General features: G+C 29.1%; 13 protein-coding genes, 1 tRNA gene and 1 pseudogene. 11 read left to right on the top strand and 4 right to left on the bottom strand.

The annotated features are described in order from the left end of the window. Window positions 1-25 precede the first annotated feature (25 nt). The 4 genes from HNP68_RS03085 to HNP68_RS03070 all read left to right on the top strand — a co-directional run bounded on the left by HNP68_RS03085 (window position 26) and on the right by HNP68_RS03070 (window position 4,329). Window positions 26-790 (top strand): MIP/aquaporin family protein, encoded by a 765-nt coding sequence (locus HNP68_RS03085; protein ID WP_183220326.1) that lies wholly within the window; start codon window positions 26-28, stop codon window positions 788-790. A 37-nt stretch (window positions 791-827) separates the two neighbouring features. Then, a complete protein-coding gene (gene glpK / locus HNP68_RS03080; RefSeq protein WP_183220324.1) occupies window positions 828-2,315 on the top strand; it encodes a glycerol kinase GlpK in 1,488 nt (495 codons plus the stop codon). 195 nt (window positions 2,316-2,510) lie between these two features. After that, on the top strand, window positions 2,511-2,657 hold the full coding sequence (locus HNP68_RS07075; protein WP_235684929.1) for a hypothetical protein: 147 nt from the start codon (window positions 2,511-2,513) through the stop codon (window positions 2,655-2,657). Window positions 2,658-2,739: 82 nt separating this feature from the next. Beyond that, window positions 2,740-4,329, top strand: a complete 1,590-nt coding sequence (locus tag HNP68_RS03070; protein ID WP_183220320.1) for a glycerol-3-phosphate dehydrogenase/oxidase — start codon at window positions 2,740-2,742, stop codon at window positions 4,327-4,329. A 92-nt stretch (window positions 4,330-4,421) separates the two neighbouring features. Here the strand turns inward: HNP68_RS03070 and HNP68_RS03065 are convergent, their stop codons facing one another. The 3 genes from HNP68_RS03065 to HNP68_RS03055 are packed head-to-tail and all read right to left on the bottom strand — an operon-like array spanning window position 4,422 to window position 6,483. Next, entirely contained in the window at window positions 4,422-4,916 is a 495-nt protein-coding gene (locus HNP68_RS03065) for a YaaR family protein (RefSeq protein WP_183220318.1), read from the bottom strand. Beyond that, window positions 4,903-5,457 (bottom strand): bactofilin family protein, encoded by a 555-nt coding sequence (locus HNP68_RS03060; protein WP_183220316.1) that lies wholly within the window; start codon window positions 5,455-5,457, stop codon window positions 4,903-4,905. The genes HNP68_RS03065 and HNP68_RS03060 overlap by 14 nt, the downstream gene beginning before the upstream one ends. Beyond that, window positions 5,458-6,483 (bottom strand): M23 family metallopeptidase, encoded by a 1,026-nt coding sequence (locus tag HNP68_RS03055; RefSeq protein ID WP_183220314.1) that lies wholly within the window; start codon window positions 6,481-6,483, stop codon window positions 5,458-5,460. A gap of 197 nt (window positions 6,484-6,680) precedes the next feature. On the opposite strand from HNP68_RS03055, the gene rdgB reads away from it, so the two are divergent. The 7 genes and pseudogenes from rdgB to HNP68_RS03020 all read left to right on the top strand — a co-directional run bounded on the left by rdgB (window position 6,681) and on the right by HNP68_RS03020 (window position 15,545). Beyond that, window positions 6,681-7,286 carry an RdgB/HAM1 family non-canonical purine NTP pyrophosphatase gene (gene rdgB / locus HNP68_RS03050; protein WP_183220312.1) on the top strand — a complete coding sequence of 202 codons (606 nt, stop codon included), beginning with the start codon at window positions 6,681-6,683 and terminating at the stop codon, window positions 7,284-7,286. Window positions 7,287-7,404: 118 nt separating this feature from the next. Further along, window positions 7,405-9,177 carry an oligoendopeptidase F gene (gene pepF / locus HNP68_RS03045; RefSeq protein WP_183220310.1) on the top strand — a complete coding sequence of 591 codons (1,773 nt, stop codon included), beginning with the start codon at window positions 7,405-7,407 and terminating at the stop codon, window positions 9,175-9,177. A 13-nt stretch (window positions 9,178-9,190) separates the two neighbouring features. Next, entirely contained in the window at window positions 9,191-9,895 is a 705-nt protein-coding gene (gene pcsA, locus HNP68_RS03040) for a phosphatidylcholine synthase (protein WP_183220308.1), read from the top strand. After that, a complete protein-coding gene (locus HNP68_RS03035) occupies window positions 9,892-10,506 on the top strand; it encodes a DedA family protein (RefSeq protein ID WP_183220307.1) in 615 nt (204 codons plus the stop codon). The genes pcsA and HNP68_RS03035 overlap by 4 nt, the downstream gene beginning before the upstream one ends. A 20-nt stretch (window positions 10,507-10,526) precedes the next feature. Further along, window positions 10,527-10,610 (top strand) — tRNA-Leu (locus tag HNP68_RS03030). A gap of 95 nt (window positions 10,611-10,705) precedes the next feature. After that, entirely contained in the window at window positions 10,706-13,228 is a 2,523-nt protein-coding gene (gene leuS / locus HNP68_RS03025) for a leucine--tRNA ligase (RefSeq protein ID WP_183220305.1), read from the top strand. A gap of 13 nt (window positions 13,229-13,241) precedes the next feature. Then, window positions 13,242-15,545, top strand: a pseudogene (locus HNP68_RS03020) (efflux RND transporter permease subunit). Here the strand turns inward: HNP68_RS03020 and lon are convergent. After that, the gene (gene lon, locus HNP68_RS03015) at window positions 15,534-17,954 is read right to left on the bottom strand and encodes an endopeptidase La (RefSeq protein ID WP_183220303.1); all 2,421 of its coding nucleotides are present in this window, start codon (window positions 17,952-17,954) and stop codon (window positions 15,534-15,536) included. The pseudogene HNP68_RS03020 and the gene lon sit on opposite strands and share 12 nt — an antisense overlap. Window positions 17,955-18,156 lie beyond the last annotated feature (202 nt).

Raw genomic sequence — 18,156 nt, 5'->3', positions numbered from 1 at the left:
TATTATGAAAATAAGGAGATAAAATATGAATTATACAAAATTCCAAGAATTTATATCGGAATTTTTGGGAACATTTATACTATTAGCTCTAGGAACTGGATCTGTCGCAATGACAGTATTATTCCCCTCAAGCCCTGAAATATCAGGAGAAATAATAAAAGGGGGATATACAAATATAGTATTTGGATGGGGATTGGGTGTAACATTTGGTATTTATACATCAGCAAGAATTAGTGGAGCTCATCTTAATCCAGCTGTTAGCATAGGATTAGCAACTATTGGAAAATTTCCCGTTTCAAAACTTTTTCACTATATTGTAGCGCAAATATTAGGAGCATTCACAGGTGCATTAATGACACTTATAGTATTTTACCCCAAATGGATAGAAATAGATCCCGGCCTAGAAAATACCCAAGGCATAATGGCGACTTTCCCGGCTATTCCTGGATTTTTGCCTGGATTTATTGATCAAATTTTTGGGACTTTTTTGCTAATGTTTTTAATTTCTGTTGTTGGAGATTTTGTAAAAAAACATAATGATAATCCATTTCTTCCATTTATTATAGGGGCAGTAGTTTTGGCTATAGGAATAAGTTTTGGGGGAATGAACGGCTATGCTATTAATCCTGCAAGGGATCTGGGACCAAGAATTTTACTCTTATTTGCTGGATTTAAAAATCATGGCTTTAACGACCTAAGCATATTTATTGTGCCAATAATTGGCCCAATAATTGGAGCAATTTTAGGCGCTACAACTTACGAATTTACATTAAAAAATAATAACGATTAAAAGATATCTATCTTTGTCAAAGTAAAAAGGAAAAATTATGAAATATATTTTATCTATTGATCAAGGTACTACTAGCTCAAGAGCAATAGTATTTGATAAAAATGCAAACATAAAAGGACTTGCTCAAAAAGAATTTACTCAAATTTATCCACAGCCAAGTTGGGTGGAACATGATCCTACCGAAATATGGGGATCACAACTTGGGGTCATAACAGAAGCTCTTGCAAATTCAAGGATTTTACCGGAGGATGTTGATGCTATTGGCATAACCAATCAAAGAGAAACTACAGTTGTGTGGGAAAAAAAAACAGGAAAACCCATTTACAATGCAATAGTATGGCAAGACAGAAGAACTGCAAAAATTTGTGACCAATTAAAACAAGAAGGTAAAGATAAAATTATTTTGGAAAAAACAGGCTTGGTGTTAGATTCTTATTTTAGTGGAACAAAAATAATGTGGATCTTGGATAATGTTGAAGGTGCTAGACAAAAAGCTGAAAATGGTGAATTATGCTTCGGAACAATAGATACCTGGCTATTATGGAATCTAACTAAAAAACATATACATGCCACTGATTACTCAAATGCTTCAAGAACATTATTGTTAAACATTAAAACATTAGAATGGGATGATGAACTCTTAAACATATTAAATATTCCAAAATCAATTTTGCCCGAACTTAAAGAAAGTTCTACAATATATGGCAAAACAGACATATCGATACTTGGAGCAAAAATTCCTATTGCAGGAATTGCTGGAGATCAATTTGCAGCAACATTTGGGCAAGCTTGTCTTAAAAAAGGCATGGCTAAAAACACATATGGAACTGGCTGCTTTTTAACAGTAAATATTGGTAAAGAACCAATTATTAACCGTGAAAAGCTTTTAACCTCAATTGCATGGGGAAGAAAAAAATCCGTAACTTATGTTCTTGAAGGAAGTGTTTTTATTGGTGGAGCCGTAATCCAATGGCTAAGAGATGGTCTTGAATTTTTCAGAAAAAGTTCAGATGCAGAATCATTAGCAAGCTCTGTTTCAGATAATGGGGGAATTTATTTTGTGCCCGCATTTGTTGGACTTGGTGCACCTCATTGGGATTCTTATGCAAGAGGAACAATCCTCGGAATCACAAGAGGATCAACAAAAGCTCACATTACAAGAGCTGCCCTTGAGAGTATTGCATTTCAAAGTTTTGACATATTAAATACAGTAAAAAAATCCATTCCCAACTTTGAAATTCAAGAATTAAGAGTAGACGGAGGAGCAAGTCAAAATAATTTATTAATGCAATTTCAAGCTGATCTTTTAGAATGTAAAGTTGTAAGACCCAAAATAACAGAAACAACCGCCCTTGGGGCTGCTTATCTTGCGGGGCTTGCATCGGGTTATTGGCAAAGCGCCGAAGAAATCATAAGCCTTTGGCAAGTAGATAAGATATTCGAACCTTCAATGCCAAAATATCAAAGAGAAACACTTCTTGAGAACTGGAATAGAGCAATTGAAAGATCAAAATCTTGGATATAGGATTCTCATAATCTATAAAAGTTAAAAACAAGGCTTTAAAGATTGTAACAAACAATAAACCGAGGACAAATTATGCATGATTTATTTGATTTTTTAAAATTAAAACAACATATAAAAATACCTGGTAAGCAAATAAATCGATTATACGGGCAAATCTTAACTAAATTTGCTCATCGATATCTATTGGTGTTACACATGGACTTAAAAAATAAAATATTTACACCTTACAAAAAGGGCCCAATTCATTGGAGAAATACAAAAATGGTTAATAATATATTAAAAATCGAAAAATCACAAAAAATTGAAAATTTACCAATGCAATTAATTTACAGTGCTATTTAATAAACTTAAAACAAGTTATCTTTGTGAATTTCTCAAATTTAGCATTTAATTTAAAAAATTTAAAAAAAAGAAATTAACTAAAATGGAGGAAGATTTAAATTTCATGAATAATAACAAAGAAACAAAATTAAAAGATCTTGAAAATCAAGAATTCGATCTTATAATAATTGGAGGAGGCGCAACAGGTCTTGGCATAGCAGTAGACGCAATCACAAAAGGATATAAAACAATACTTATAGAAAAATTTGATTACGCAAAAGGAACTTCTTCTAGATCAAGTAAATTAATTCATGGTGGAGTAAGATATTTAGCTCAATGGAATATTTCTTTAGTTAAAGAAGCTTTACAAGAAAAAGCAATTCTTGAAAAAAATGCACCTCATTTAATTAACGAATGCCCGCTTATTACACCTATTTATAATGTCTTAGAAATACCTTATTATTATTTTGGCCTATGTTATTACCATAATCTTATGGGAAAGGAAAAGAACAGCAAATATAAAACTAAATTACTATCAAAAAAATCTACTATTGAAAAAGCTCCCAATATTAAATCAGAAGGTCTTAAATGCTCTGTTTTATATTACGATGATTCATTCGATGATGCGAGAATGGCAATAACATTATTAAGAACCTTTACCAAAAAAGGAGGCATTGCTCTAAACTACACAGAGCTTAAAAAATTCAACAAGGAAAACGGAAAACTTTCGGGAGTCATCATACAAGATAAATTATCAAAAGAACAAATTTCACTGAAAAGCAAATGTATAATAAACGCAACAGGAATATTTTCAGACGAAATAAGAAAATTAGATGATGAAAAGGCTTTAAACATTATCAAACCTTCCCAAGGTAGCCATTTAATAATCAAAAAAGACAAATTCCCAAAAAATTATGCAATATTGATGCCTAAAACTAGTGATAATAGGATCTTATTTGCTATTCCTTGGTATGACAGTGTTGTTTGCGGAAGTACCGACATCCCCATAAAAGAGATAGACGAAGAACCTAAAAGATTTGATGAAGAGATTGACTTTATAATAAATAATTTAAACAACTATTTAAACATTAAAATAGAAAAATCAGATATAAAAAGCGTATATACTGGAATAAGACCATTAATAATGGATCCAAAAGCTGAAAGCAACACTTCAAAAATTTCAAGAAATGAAAAAATATTTATATCAGATTCAAATCTTATTACAATAGCAGGGGGAAAATATACTACATATAGAAAAATGGCAGAAAAAACCTTGCTCAAAGCCATAGAAAAAAATTTAATACCAAGTATTATATCAACTACAGAAGATTTAAAGTTACACGGGTATCTTAAAAAAGAAGATGCACTAAAAATTCCTGAACCTTTTAGGGCTTATGGAAGTGACTTTGAAATTCTAAAAAATATGGAGGGTTTTGACAAAAAAATACACGAGGGCCTAGATTTAAATGAAGCCCAAATAATTTTCTCAATTGAATTTGAGCAAGCAAAAACTATTGACGATGTTTTAGCAAGAAGAACAAGGTCGCTACCTTTAAATCCTCAAGCTACAATTGAGGCTGCTCCAAAAGTTGCTGAAATCATGATGAAAAAATTAAATAAATCTGAAGAGTGGAAAAACGAACAAATAAAAAGCTTTTCAGAAATAAGTAAAAAATATTTAATTGAAAGTTAATTTAACATTTGCTATTAAAAAAAGGGATTGTTTAACAATCCCTTTTAATTTTAAGTTTCAAGCATTTTATATTTCTAAAACTTAAAACTAATTCACATTAATAAATTCACAAGCAAACCTTGAATCTCCTCAATGCTATCTAACAGTTTAATCTGGGTCATCTGATTTTGTAAAACAGAATAAGCAAGTTTGTCCAATTTGTCGTTAATAATCTTAATAATTCTATACTTGGGCCGCTTAGGATCCCCCAAGCGTCCCCCTTTTTGTTCTTTCAAACAAACAGAAGATGATATAACGATGGATAAAAATTCCGAAATAACTTTTTTGTAAAAAATCACATTTTGCCTAGAAGGCTCGCTCAAAAGTCTCTCCCCAATCTCGTTAATTCCATCTAACATATTCTTAATCAAATCAAGATTAAATTCACCATTTTCAAGTAAAATAAATTGCTTATCCGCTTTAAAACTTTCAATCTCAAACACCGAAGAAAAAACATTACCTTTATCAGAAAATACTTTTTTACCACCTTTTTTATAATCTTTCGAATTAAGATTTAATGCTCCAGAAATCAAATTATTTACTTTCATCTATTTTATTCATAACACTTAAAAAGTATTTATTATCTTCATTCTCTAAAGATTGAAAAGACTTTTTTTCTTCTTGATATTCTTTATCGATTTCAATTAAAAGATCTTCGTTAACCTTATAAGAACCAGTATAAAAAAATGTATTTCTTTCAGGAGTTCTAAGATAATCCACGCCAATATTCATATACCCATCAATAATAGCGCCCTCTTCAACTTCAATTGACTTACAAGAAATATTCCCAATAACACATCCCGAAGCAAATATTTTAATCTTGCTTTTAGCATAAATATTGCCCACAACCATTCCGGAAATAACAAGTTCATTAGCATCAATACTAGACTTAACCCTCCCACTCTCTCCAATAATTACTCTTTTCGTAGAACTAATAGTACCCATAAAATCGCCATCAAGTCGAATAAAATTATTTGAAACTAAGTCTCCTTTAAAAAAATCACCAACACCCACTATTGTTTTTATTTCATCAAAAAGAAACAAAGGCGATACCTTTCTTTCTTTTTTTACAGTCAAAAAATTTAACATCTATTTTGAAACTCCTGTTGCTAAATTTAAATACATATCAGGATTAATAACTTGAGAACCTACACGAACTTCATAATGAACATGCGGACCTGTTGCATAGCCTGTCTGTCCCATAAATCCAATTATTTGCCCCTTTTTAACATAAGATCCTTTAGAAGTATTAAGGCGCGACATATGAGCATAAAGAGTAGCAAGTCCATACTTATGCTTAAGCTGAACAAAATTACCATAGCCTGCTGATTGATAGCTTGCCCTAACAACCTCCCCATCAGCAGTTGCAACAATAGGAGTTCCAATTCTAACCCCTCCAAGATCTATGCCTTTGTGAATGTACCACTGCCTAGTAAAAGGTTCAATAGCAGGACCAAAATGCAAAGTAATAATTCCAGCTCCACCTGCAAGAGGCCATAGAGAAGGAATATCATTTAAAAGCTTATCCTGAGCATGCAAGACCTTAACTATGCTTTTAAGAGGAGGAATTGAACTTTCTATTTTGTTTTTAATATTTTTAAGATCACTAAGCTCTTTTATTGAATTAGCCTCTAAAATTTGTAAATCAATAAAATCAGAAAGATCTCCATCTAATTTATTTTTATTTAAATCAACACCATTAGAATTGATTTTTAAAGAAGTTTTAAGCTCATCTAAAATTTTGGAAAAATTTTTTGCAACAGAATTAATTTCCACAACTGTATTTCTAAAATCTTCAATCTCAGATTCTGCTAAAGAGTAATTTTTCTCTGTAGATTTTACAATTGACGAGAGAGTAACATAATTGACAGCAAGCAAAACAAACCCTATAAAACCACCTAAAAAAAAAGTAGAAAAGAAAAATAAAGTCAAAAAAGAAATTTTAATATTTTTTACATTCCCTTTAACATGGGGAATAATCATAAAGCTAATATTTTGCTTTAAAAAAGAACGTATAACTTTAAGGGCTATAAACAAATAATTATAAATAACCAAAAAAAACTTGATAATTCCTTTGAAACCTAAAATAATTTTAAATTTAATTCTTTTCTTCATAACAAACCTTAAAAAAAATTACCACGCTCAAACAAAAAAATTAAAAATTAATATTTTAATATCTTAGACAAAAATCCAAATTTTTCGATAAAAACCTGGTACAAAAATACTCAACAAATGCACATAATCAAAGAAAATAATACTTAAAGCAAATATTATTATACAATTAAACTCACAAATACTTTATTATTATATAAATGAAAACACTATTTTTTGCAACAACAAATGAAAATAAAATAAATGAAGTAAAAAGTATATTAAATATACCTAATTTAAACTTAATAGTCCCTCAAAATTTTAACATAAAAGAAACAGGAAAAACATTTAAAGAAAACTCTTTGATTAAAGCAAAAGCACTGTTTGAAATTTTAAATAAAAATCAAAATGTTTTTGGAGAAGACTCTGGATTGTGCATCGAAGCACTAAACTTAGAGCCTGGGATTTACTCCAAAAGATATGACATTTATAAGCTACGTAAAAAATTAAGCGCTAATGAAAAAAATCAACTTATCCTAGACTTAATGAAAAATGAAAAAAACAGAAATGCATATTTTATATGCAACATAAGTTATATATCAAAAAATAGGCAAATATCAAATTTTGAAGGAATTCTTAAAGGAAAAATTGCATTAAGCTTAAATGATAATAAAAACTATGGATTTAGTTATGACTCAATATTTTTAACTAAAAATAACAAAAAGCTTAGCGATCTAAAACTTGAAGAAAAAAACAAAATATCCCATCGAGGAATAGCATTTTTAAAATTTAAAAAATTTTTATTAGAATCTTTATTCAATAGTTAAACTTAAAATCTTTTTATACATAAAGTTTAGACTTTATTGTAAAATAAAAAGCATAAGTTTATAAAATTTCAATGTACTATTTATTTCCAAACAATGAAAAAAGGAAGAGGAGATTTTAGTGATAAATAGAAATGAAATCAATGAGAATGATAAATGGGATTTATCTTTTCTATTTGCAAATGAAGAAGAATATGCAAAAGCAATCAATGCTATTGAAATCAAAACCAAAGAATTTAACAAATATGAAAAATTGGAATTAAATTTTGATTTGTTTAAAGAAACTTTAAACAAATACTATGAAATTATGGAAGATTTAGAGAAAATCTCTTACTATGCAATGCTTAAATTAGAAACAGATGTAACCAACAAGGATTCGAATAAAATATATTCTATATGTGTCAATTTAACTACAAAAGTATCTAATGCCACATCCTTCTTTATGCCAAAAATACTAAAAACAGATGAAAAAAAAATTCGATCTTGGATAAATGAACCAGGGCTTGAGGAGAAAAAAATTGCAATTGAGAAAATATTAAGAGAGAAAAACCATATTTTAAGCGAACAAGAAGAAGAAATACTTGCTAACTACACCCCCCTTTACTCATCTTATCAAAATATATTCTCAGCATTAACAAATGCTGACATGGAATTCGGAGAAATTAATGGACACCCTTTAACCAATTCTACCTACACACTGTTTTTACAAAACGAAAATCAAAAAATACGAAAAAAAGCTTTTTTAAAATTTTATCAAAAATACAAAAACAATGAAAATACACTTGCTAATCTTATTATTTCAGACCTTAAGAAGAATCACTTCATTGCAAAGACAAGGAAATTTCAAAATACTTTTTCAATGCAACTGTTTTCAAATAATATTGATAAAAAGGTTTATACAAATTTAATCGAAACTGTCAATGAAAATTTATCTGCGCTTAATGATTATTATGAATTTAGAAAAAAAGTTTTAAACCAAGAAAATTTATATCATTATGATGTTTATGTACCATTAACAAAAGGAATAACATTTAAACATTCGTTTGAAGAAGCTTGTGAAAAAATATTAAAATCTTTAAAGATATTGGGAAATGAATATACAGAAATTTTAAGAAACGGTCTTTTAAAAGAAAGATGGGTTGATAAATACGAGAATGCTGGAAAAAGATCGGGGGCTTTTAGCGCTGGGTCATACAATGGGAAACCTTATATACTTCTTAATTACAAAGACGAATCAATAAGAGATATGTTTACACTTGCACATGAAGCAGGACATTCAATGCACTCTTACTTTAGCATAAAAAACAACCCATTTCCGCACTACAATTATTCTATTTTTGAAGCAGAAATAGCATCAATAATTAACGAACAAATATTAGCAGAATATTTACTTAAAAATGAAACCGATACTAACAAAATAAAATATATAAAACTCACACAAATTGACGATATGATTTCAACATTCTTCCGACAAACAATGTTTGCTGAATTTGAATACATTATTCATGAAATGATTAGCAAGGAAGAACCTATAGTAAAAGAAACACTAACAGAAACTTATATGAATTTGCTAGAAAAATATTTTGGACCTAGTCTAAAATTTGATAAATTAAGTGCCCTTGAATGCCTTAGAATTCCTCACTTTTATTCACCCTTTTATGTGTATCAGTATGCTACAGGTATTGCAGCCGCACTATCAATATACAAAGATATTAAAGAAAATAAAAAAAATGCAGTAGAAAATTATATAAAATTTTTAAAAACAGGTGGTTCTAAATATCCATTAGATTCCTTAAATATTACCGGAGTAGATTTAACAAAAAAAGAAACAATAGAAAACACCATTAACATTTTTAAACATAGACTTGAAGAGATAAAGAAAATATTCCAATAAAAGGAGATTTACTGTGAAAAATATCAATTTGATTTTAGCTTGGCTTGTGCATATTTTTACAGCATCTGGCTTGATTGTAGGACTTTACTCAATAATTTCAATTGTAAATGGCAGCTATTCTCTTCTTTTAAAGTTAACAATAATAGGACTTATAATAGATGGAATTGATGGAACTATGGCAAGAAAACTTAGGGTAAAAGAATTAATACCTAAAATTGATGGAACTCTGCTTGATAACATTACAGACTACATAAACTACACATTCATACCCGTTATATTTTTTTATTTAGGAGAATTCATTGGGGAAAAATATAAAGTCGTCATTTGCATTGGAATATTACTCTCATCAGCATACCAATTCTCAAGAACAGACGCAAAAACAAATGATGACTACTTTAGAGGATTTCCTTCTCTATGGAATGTATTTGTAATATTAAACATAATCTTTAAAATAGAGCAAACAACAAACCTTATTATGATATCAATATGCATTATTACAAGCTTTATCCCAATGAAATTTATTTACCCGTCAAAAACTAAAGAATTACGGAAAATTACTCTACCAATAACAATAATAAGTTGTCTAATATTTGTTGTATCAATATTTTTAGAATTATCCACAACAGCGTTAAAAATAGCAAAAACAGTTCTCATACTTTATTTTACATATTTAACTTTAGCAAGCATATACTTAACCTATAAAACAAGAAATAGATGACAACAATGTATATAAACAAAATAATAGAATCTATTGATTCAAACATAGCTTATTCCCCAATAGTATTTTTTTCTTTACTGATTTTAGCAGGGCTTAATGTTCCCATTTCCGAAGATGCAATAGTGTTAATGGGTGGAATTTTATCTAGTCGAAAAAATGAATACACTATATTAATATTTTTAGGAATTTTTTGGGGAGCTTATCTTGGAGACATAATATCTTTTTACATTGGGAAATTAATGGGAAATAAATTGTTTAAAAATAAAAAAGTCAATAACCTGCTTGACAAAATAAATTACTATTACGGTCAATACGGAGTGTTGACTTTATTTATAGGAAGGTTTATACCCTTTGGAGTTAGAAACGCAATATTTATATCAGCAGGAATGGGAAATATGAAATCCAATCTATTTATTGTTTCTGACTTTTTTGCAACCTTACTCTCAATAATAGTTTACTTTACTCTAAGCTTTAAACTAGGACAATCATTTGAAATAATATTTTCAAAAATAAAAATAATTATATTTACAATATTTATTACTGTAATTACAACAACAATAATAATCTGCATAATTAAAAAAAATAAAAACGTTGACAAAAATTTAAAATAAAAAATATAATGGTTAGTAATGCTGTGGTGGTGGAAGTGGTAGACACGCTAGCTTGAGGGGCTAGTGGGCATAAGCCCATGCTGGTTCAAGTCCAGTTCACAGCATAAAAATTGTTAGTAGCTTATTAAATAAAATTAACAACAATGTGATCTAAAAGTGTACTAAAAAATAAATTGTAGATTAATTTTCAAGAGGACAAATGTCTAAATACGAATTCATAAAAATTGAGAAAAAATGGCAAGAATTTTGGGATAACAACAAAACATACAAAGTAGAAGAAGATCCAAGCATTCCCAAAGAAAAAAGATTATACATACTTGACATGTTCCCCTATCCTTCTGCTGACGGACTCCATGTTGGCCATCCAGAAGGATACACAGCTACTGACATATTTGGAAGATACAAGCTTTTGAATGGATTTCATGTACTTCACCCAATAGGATTTGATAGTTTTGGGCTTCCTGCTGAAAATTATGCAATACAAACAGGAACTCATCCTCAAAAAAGTACAGAAGAAAATATTAATAAATTTAAAAAACAAATAAAAGCTTTGGGATTTGCCTATGATTGGGATCGAGAAATTAGAACTCATGACGAGAATTACTATAAATGGACACAGTGGATTTTTTTGCAATTATATAAAAAGGATCTAGCTTATGCAAAAGAAATGCCTGTATGGTATTGTCCTGAACTTGGAACAGTATTGGCAAATGAAGAGATTATTCAAACTCCAAATGGACCAAAATCTGAGAGAGGATTTCACAACGTAGAAAAAAAATATTTAAGACAATGGGTTTTAAAAATTACAAAGTATGCTGAAAGATTGTTAAACGACCTTGAAGAATTAGAATGGCCTGAATCTGTAAAAGAAATGCAGCGAAATTGGATTGGCAAATCAACAGGAGTTGAAATCGATTTTGAAATTGAAGGTTACAATGAAAAAATCAAAGTCTTTACAACAAGACCAGACACAATATTTGGTATCACATATCTAGTAATAGCACCAGAAAATAAACTAATAGAAAAAATAACAAAAAATAACTTTAAAAAAAATGTCCTAAAATATGTAAAGCACGAAGAACTCAAAAGTGATCTTAAAAGGACTTCTCTTGAAAAAGATAAATCGGGAGTTTTTACAGGATCTTATGCATTTCATCCAATAACAAATGAAAGAATTCCAATTTGGGTTGGAAGCTACGTACTAGGAACTTATGGCAGTGGAGCTGTAATGGGTGTTCCGGCACATGATGAGAGAGACTTTCAATTTGCTAAAAAGTATAAATTAAAAATTTTACCTGTAATATCAAAATTGGGGAAAAATGAAATATTAGAAAAAGCATTTATTGGTGATGGGATTTCAATAAATTCTCCTAATGAATTTAATAATCTTAAAAATTCCGAAGTAAAAGATAAAGTAATCGAATGGCTTACTAAAAACAACAAAGGAAAAGAAAAAGTAACCTATAAGCTTAGAGATTGGATTTTTTCAAGACAAAGATATTGGGGAGAGCCTATACCCATTTTGTTTGATAAGCTTGGAAATACAATACCTTTAGAAGAAAATGATCTTCCCTTAAAGCTTCCAGAAACCGCAAACTATGAACCTTCTGTAACAGGTGAATCTCCTTTATCAAGGATTAAAGATTGGGTAAAAGTAAAAGATACAGATTTTACAAGAGAAACAAACACAATGCCTCAATGGGCAGGTTCTTGTTGGTATTATTTAAGATACCTCGACCCTAAAAACTCAAAAAAATTTGCAAGTAAAAAAAAAATTGAATATTGGATGCCGGTTGATCTATACATAGGTGGAGCCGAACACACAGTATTACACCTACTTTACTCAAGATTTTGGCACAAGGTCCTTTATGATCTGGGATATGTAAATACCAAAGAACCTTTTAAAAAACTAATAAATCAAGGCATAATAACAGCTTTTTCTTATCAAAAAGAAAATGGGTGTTTAATACCCAATGACCAAGTTATAGAAAAAGACAATAAATTTTTTGACAAAAAAGATAATAAAGAAGTAATCCAAGTAATTGCCAAAATGTCAAAATCTTTAAAGAACGTAATAAACCCAGATGCCATTATTAAGGAATTTGGAGCAGACTCAATAAGGATTTATGAAATGTTTATGGGACCACTAACAGATTCTAAGCCTTGGAACACTAAAGGAATAATTGGTGTTTTTCGATTTTTAAACAAAATTTGGAGCTTAAAAGAAAAAGAACTGTCAACAGACAATCCTCCAAAGGAAATAATATCTCAACTACATAAAGTAATAAAAAAAGTCACAGAAGACACAGAAAAGCTAAACTTTAACACAGCAATCTCTGCCATGATGATATTTACAAATGAGATTCTAAAGTATAAAAAAAATTATTTAAATATATTCAAGCCATTTATCATTATTTTATCCCCATATGCGCCCCATTTAGCAGAAGAATTATGGGAATACATTGGAGAACCTCCTAGTTTATTCAAAAATTCAAAATGGCCAAAATTTGATGAAACCCTTATTATTACAGAAACAAAAGAAATTGTCTTGCAAATAAATGGAAAAATAAAAGACAAAATTTTACTAAACAAAGAGATAGATGAAGAAGAACTAAAAAAAATAGCACTGGAAAATAGCAAAATAAAATCAAACTTATTAAATAAAAAAATAGTAAAAATAATTGTGGTTAAAAACAAGCTTGTCAACATAGTGATAAAGTAGAAAGAGGCATAATATGGACTTTGAAAGTCTAAGCATTAAATATAAAGAAATTATATTTACAATATTTATATTAATTACTATTTTTTTAGGATTTTTTTTAAAAAATCTTAAATTCGATGCAAACATCTTAAAACTTATTCCCAAGACTAAAGAAACCGAAAGCCTAATAGACATTGACAAAAGTAATTCACTTTTATCTACAATAGTAATATTTCAAGATAAAAAAAATATTTTCAATAAAAAAAATTTTGAAATAATAAACAGTGTAATCAATGAAATAACCAAAATTTTGAAAGTATCTCCAAATGCCGTTACAAGCATATTTTCTTATTTTCCGCAATTTAAAAAAGAAACCTATACAGATAAAGACATAGAAGAAATAAAAAATAAAATAAAATCAACTCCATTTGTAAAAAACACATTCCTGGGTAACTCGGAAAATTTAATATACTTCATAATAATTCCATCAGAAAGTGATAAAATCAATTTCAGTAGAAATTTAAAAGCCGAATTGGATGAAATGGAAAAAACAATTAAAAAATATGAAACAAACGATCTAAAGTTGTATCTTACAGGAGATTTAATAGTAAGAGAAAAAATATTAAACTATATGGTTGAAGACTTCAAGATCTTAGGCCCACTTGCTACTTTTGTAGTAATAATTTCACTTTATCTTATTATAAAAAATCTAATTGGTGCATTAATTCCCATTTTTATCGCATTATTATCATTAATTTGGACTTTTGGAATTAAAGGGCTTGTACAATCCCCCATTACAGTGCCCGAAACTTCAATGATTGTTCTACTTATTTCAATCGGATGCGCTAATGCTGTACACATAATAAATGGAATATTTAAATTAATAAAAAAAGAACAACTCTCAACAGAATCAATAAAAAAAACAATTAAAAAACTTAAAACGCCTATTCTGCTAACATCTCTTACAACTGCATTTGGATTTTTATCTCTTACAACCTCTTCAATTAATGCCTACAAAACAATGGGTATTTTCATGTCAATTGGAGTAATTATATCAATGACAATCTCATTAACCGTTTTACCCGGAATAATAACATTAATCCCATTTACAAAAAAAAAGTCTCTTGAAAAAAAAAGAGAAAATAACCTACATAAAATATTTTTCCTTGAAAAACTTGCCAAACTAAATACACGAATAACAAAGTCTATATTAAAAAGAAAATATACATCCTCCATAATAGTCCTCATCATACTAGGAATTTCTATTGCGGGTCTTTTAAAGATCGAAATCAATTTTGATGAAAAAGATTACTTTAAAGAAACTACAAATGTAAAAAAAACATTAAATCTAATGCAAAAAGAAATGGGAGGAATATCGATTTTCAAAATAGAACTTGAAGGCAAACCTGGTGAATTTAAAAATGCTAAAGCAATGCAAACCTTAGATTTAATTACAGATAAGCTTGACGCTTTTTCTGCAAAAACTCAATCCAGCTCTATTAACGGAATTTTAAAATTTACAAATTTTAAAATTAAAAAAGAATCCCCACTAGAATACAAATTACCTGAAAACGAAATTATACTAAACAAGCTAATAAATTTAATAGATAGAAGCGATTGGACTAAAGACAATAAAAAAATGTATATTAATGATGATTGGTCATTAATATCTATTATAGTAAGAATTGAAGACAATTCAACCGAAGGAATAAAAAAATTTGAAAAATATGCTATTAAAACAATTAATGAACATATGGGAAATAATAAATATCATTTCTCAGGAGTATATGATAAAGTATTAATAGCTAAAACAATGGTAAGAGAGCAAATTGTAAACATTATAACAACTCTTGGATCAATAACACTATTACTTATGTTTTTCTTTAAATCTATATGAACCGGAATAATTATTGCAATCCCAGTGGCTTGGTCAGTGTTTTTAAATTTTGCTGTAATGAGATTATTTGGGATAACCTTAAACCCCGCAACAGCAACAATTGCATCTGTAAGTATGGGAGTAGGAGTAGATTATTCAATCCATTTTTTCAACACATTTATTTTAAAATACCAAAAAAATCAAATCTATAAAACTGCACTTCTTGAATCAATACCAAGTGTATTTAATGGAATATTTGCAAATTCCATTTCTGTTGGAATAGGATTTTTAACACTAACATTTTCGGCCTATAAAATAATATCAACCCTGGGCGCAATAATTGCTTTTACAATGCTAACAACATCTCTTGCATCACTAACTCTTCTTCCATTATTAATTCATTTATTCAAGCCTAGAGTTAGGCTAATTTCAAACAACAATTTTAAAAAATTAAAACAATAATTTAATGACCTCACGCATATTATCCACAAGATAAAAATTAATGCCATTCTTAATGTTAATAGGAATCTCTTCTAAGTCTACTCTATTTGCCTGGGGAACAATAATGTGTTCCACACCACTACGCTTTGCTGCAATTATTTTTTCTCTAAGCCCCCCTATCATCATTACATTCCCAGTAAGAGACAATTCTCCCGTCATAGCTAAATGGGGCCTAACAACCTTATTAAGAGCAAGAGAAATAAAAGCACTAGCTATTGTAATTCCTGCAGAAGGCCCATCTTTTGGAGTAGCTCCTTCTGGAATGTGCAAATGAATAATATTTTTTTCAAAAAAAGATTTACTAATGCTTAGATCTTCCTTAATACTATTAACATAAGTATAGGCAATATTAGCAGATTCCTTCATAACATCTCCAAGGCTACCAGTCAATTTAATTCCACCTACCTTAGACTCCGTCTTTACAGTCTCAATCATTAAGGTTGAACCCCCATAATTCGTCCAAGCAAGACCCATTACCATTCCCGAATACATAGCATTAGACATGCTCTCTTTTCTAAAAACAGGCACACCGACATATTCTTCTAAATTGTCATTAGAAATTTGATAGGATTTAATCTCAGTATTCTCAATAAGCTTTCTTGCAACTTTTCTTACAATTTTGTTTAAATATTTTTCAAAATTTCTTACTCCATTATCTCTCGCATACTCTTGCGCAATTTGAACAAGAGCTGAACTTTGAAATTTTAAAGAATCTTTATCAACTCCATTTTCACTTAAAACCTTAGGAATTAAATACTTTCTTGCAATCTCTATTTTTTCGTTATCAACATATCCAGAAATTTCAATAATTTCCATTCTATTTAACAAAGGTCTTGGGATTGTTTCAACAGAATTAGCAGTTAAAATAAAAAATACATTTGAAATATCAAAAGGAAGGTCAAGATAATGATCTCTAAATTTAACATTCTGTTCAGGATCTAAAACCTCAAGAAGAACTGAAAAAGGATCTCCATAATTTGAAGCAGAAATTTTATCCACCTCATCAATTAAAAAAACAGGAGAATTTGTCTTAGTAATTCTTAAGCCTTGAATAATTTTACCGGGCAAAGCGCCAACATAAGTTCTTCTGTGCCCCTTAATCTCCGATTCATCACGCATTCCACCAACAGAAAATCTAAAAAGCTTGGTGCGTAAAACTTTTGCAATAGCTGCCCCAATAGAAGTTTTCCCCACACCAGGAGGTCCAACCAAAAGAACAATAGCTCCCTTTTGGGTCTTTCTTAACTTAAGAACAGAAATATACTCAATAATTCTATCCTTAACTTCCGTCATCCCATAATGAGTTTTATCTAAAATTTTTTTAGATTTTTGCAAATCTAATTTATCAAAATTAATTTTCAAATCTCTCCAAGGAAGCTCAGTAATAAGTTCAAGATAATTTCTAATAACAATATACTCAGCCGAGCTTGTCTCAAGAAGTGAAAATTTTTCCAACTCTTTTTCAACGACCTCTAAAGATTCTCCTTTCAAATCTAAAGCTCTTAGTTTAGTTCTAAGCTTTTCTAAATCGCTGCTTTTTTTATCACCTATTCCAAGTTCAGCTTTAATAGCTTTAAGCTGTTCTTTTAAAAAAAACTCTTTTTGTTGTTTCTCTAATCTCTCTTGAATACCCTTAGTAATTTTGTTTTGAATTTCAATTAAATTAAGCTCTTCATAAATTAGCTCTAAAACTTTTTTAAGCCTATCTTTTACATTTAAAGTTTCAAGAACTATTTGATGATCATTTTTTGAAGATGAAATAGTACTGGCCACAATATCACACAATTTACCCTTATCCTCAATATTAACCATATTTAATTGAACTTCTGGCATTTTTCTATGTGAAAATATCTCTTTGGTTCTAAGCAAAATACTACTGTAAACTGCTTTTGATTGAATATCGTCTTTTCTAACTGGAATTTGCTTTAAATAATCAATTTCAATTATAGGAAACTTATCATTAAGAACAAGTTTAATGAATTTAATCCTATCAAAAGTTGAAACGAATATATTGTAACCACCATCTGGAAGATTAATTTTCTTTATTATCTTTCCAGTAACTCCAACAGAATAAATATCTTTACTATAATCAATAATTAATTTCTGTTGAGAATTATTATTGCTTTTCCCTAAAAATTTATCATTTAAAACGAACAAAGCAATGATTCCATTTCCTTTCATAGCGTAATCGATTGCTTTCATGTCAGCATCAGAGATTATAACAATTGGAATAAACATCCCGGGGAAAACTGGATGAGAAGGAACCGCTATTAAAGGCACTCTTGCGGGTTTATTAGAATGAGGCAAAATCCCAGCTATAGTCTTTTCTTTCTTTTTATCTCCTACCCTAACTTTTTTAATTTCATCCATAAAACTTGAAATCTCCTAAGCTAATTATAACAAAACAAATATTTTATAGAAATTCATTTAATAATATTTTTTTTTATTATAGAATAATAAAATGAGAATTTATCTAGTTAAAATTATAACTCTAAATTTGCATTATGGTAAAAATTATAATCAACTAAAGCTTTACCATTCAGTAATAAAAACACAATGACTACTAACTAAA

The sequence above is a fragment of the Borreliella yangtzensis genome (assembly GCF_014201775.1).
Taxonomy (GTDB): Bacteria; Spirochaetota; Spirochaetia; order Borreliales; family Borreliaceae; genus Borreliella; species Borreliella yangtzensis.
Note: the sequence above shows the minus strand (reverse complement) of the source record. Positions and strands in the feature narration are given on the sequence as shown.

Coding starts and splice junctions, on each gene's coding strand:
- HNP68_RS03035 (WP_183220307.1), top strand. CDS start 9,892: ATGACAACAATGTATATAAACAAAATAATAGAATCTATTGATTCAAAC.
- HNP68_RS03060 (WP_183220316.1), bottom strand. CDS start 5,457: ATGTTAAATTTTTTGACTGTAAAAAAAGAAAGAAAGGTATCGCCTTTG.
- HNP68_RS07075 (WP_235684929.1), top strand. CDS start 2,511: ATGGACTTAAAAAATAAAATATTTACACCTTACAAAAAGGGCCCAATT.
- leuS (WP_183220305.1), top strand. CDS start 10,706: ATGTCTAAATACGAATTCATAAAAATTGAGAAAAAATGGCAAGAATTT.
- HNP68_RS03070 (WP_183220320.1), top strand. CDS start 2,740: ATGGAGGAAGATTTAAATTTCATGAATAATAACAAAGAAACAAAATTA.
- HNP68_RS03085 (WP_183220326.1), top strand. CDS start 26: ATGAATTATACAAAATTCCAAGAATTTATATCGGAATTTTTGGGAACA.
- lon (WP_183220303.1), bottom strand. CDS start 17,954: ATGGATGAAATTAAAAAAGTTAGGGTAGGAGATAAAAAGAAAGAAAAG.
- HNP68_RS03055 (WP_183220314.1), bottom strand. CDS start 6,483: ATGAAGAAAAGAATTAAATTTAAAATTATTTTAGGTTTCAAAGGAATT.
- rdgB (WP_183220312.1), top strand. CDS start 6,681: ATGAAAACACTATTTTTTGCAACAACAAATGAAAATAAAATAAATGAA.
- HNP68_RS03065 (WP_183220318.1), bottom strand. CDS start 4,916: ATGAAAGTAAATAATTTGATTTCTGGAGCATTAAATCTTAATTCGAAA.
- glpK (WP_183220324.1), top strand. CDS start 828: ATGAAATATATTTTATCTATTGATCAAGGTACTACTAGCTCAAGAGCA.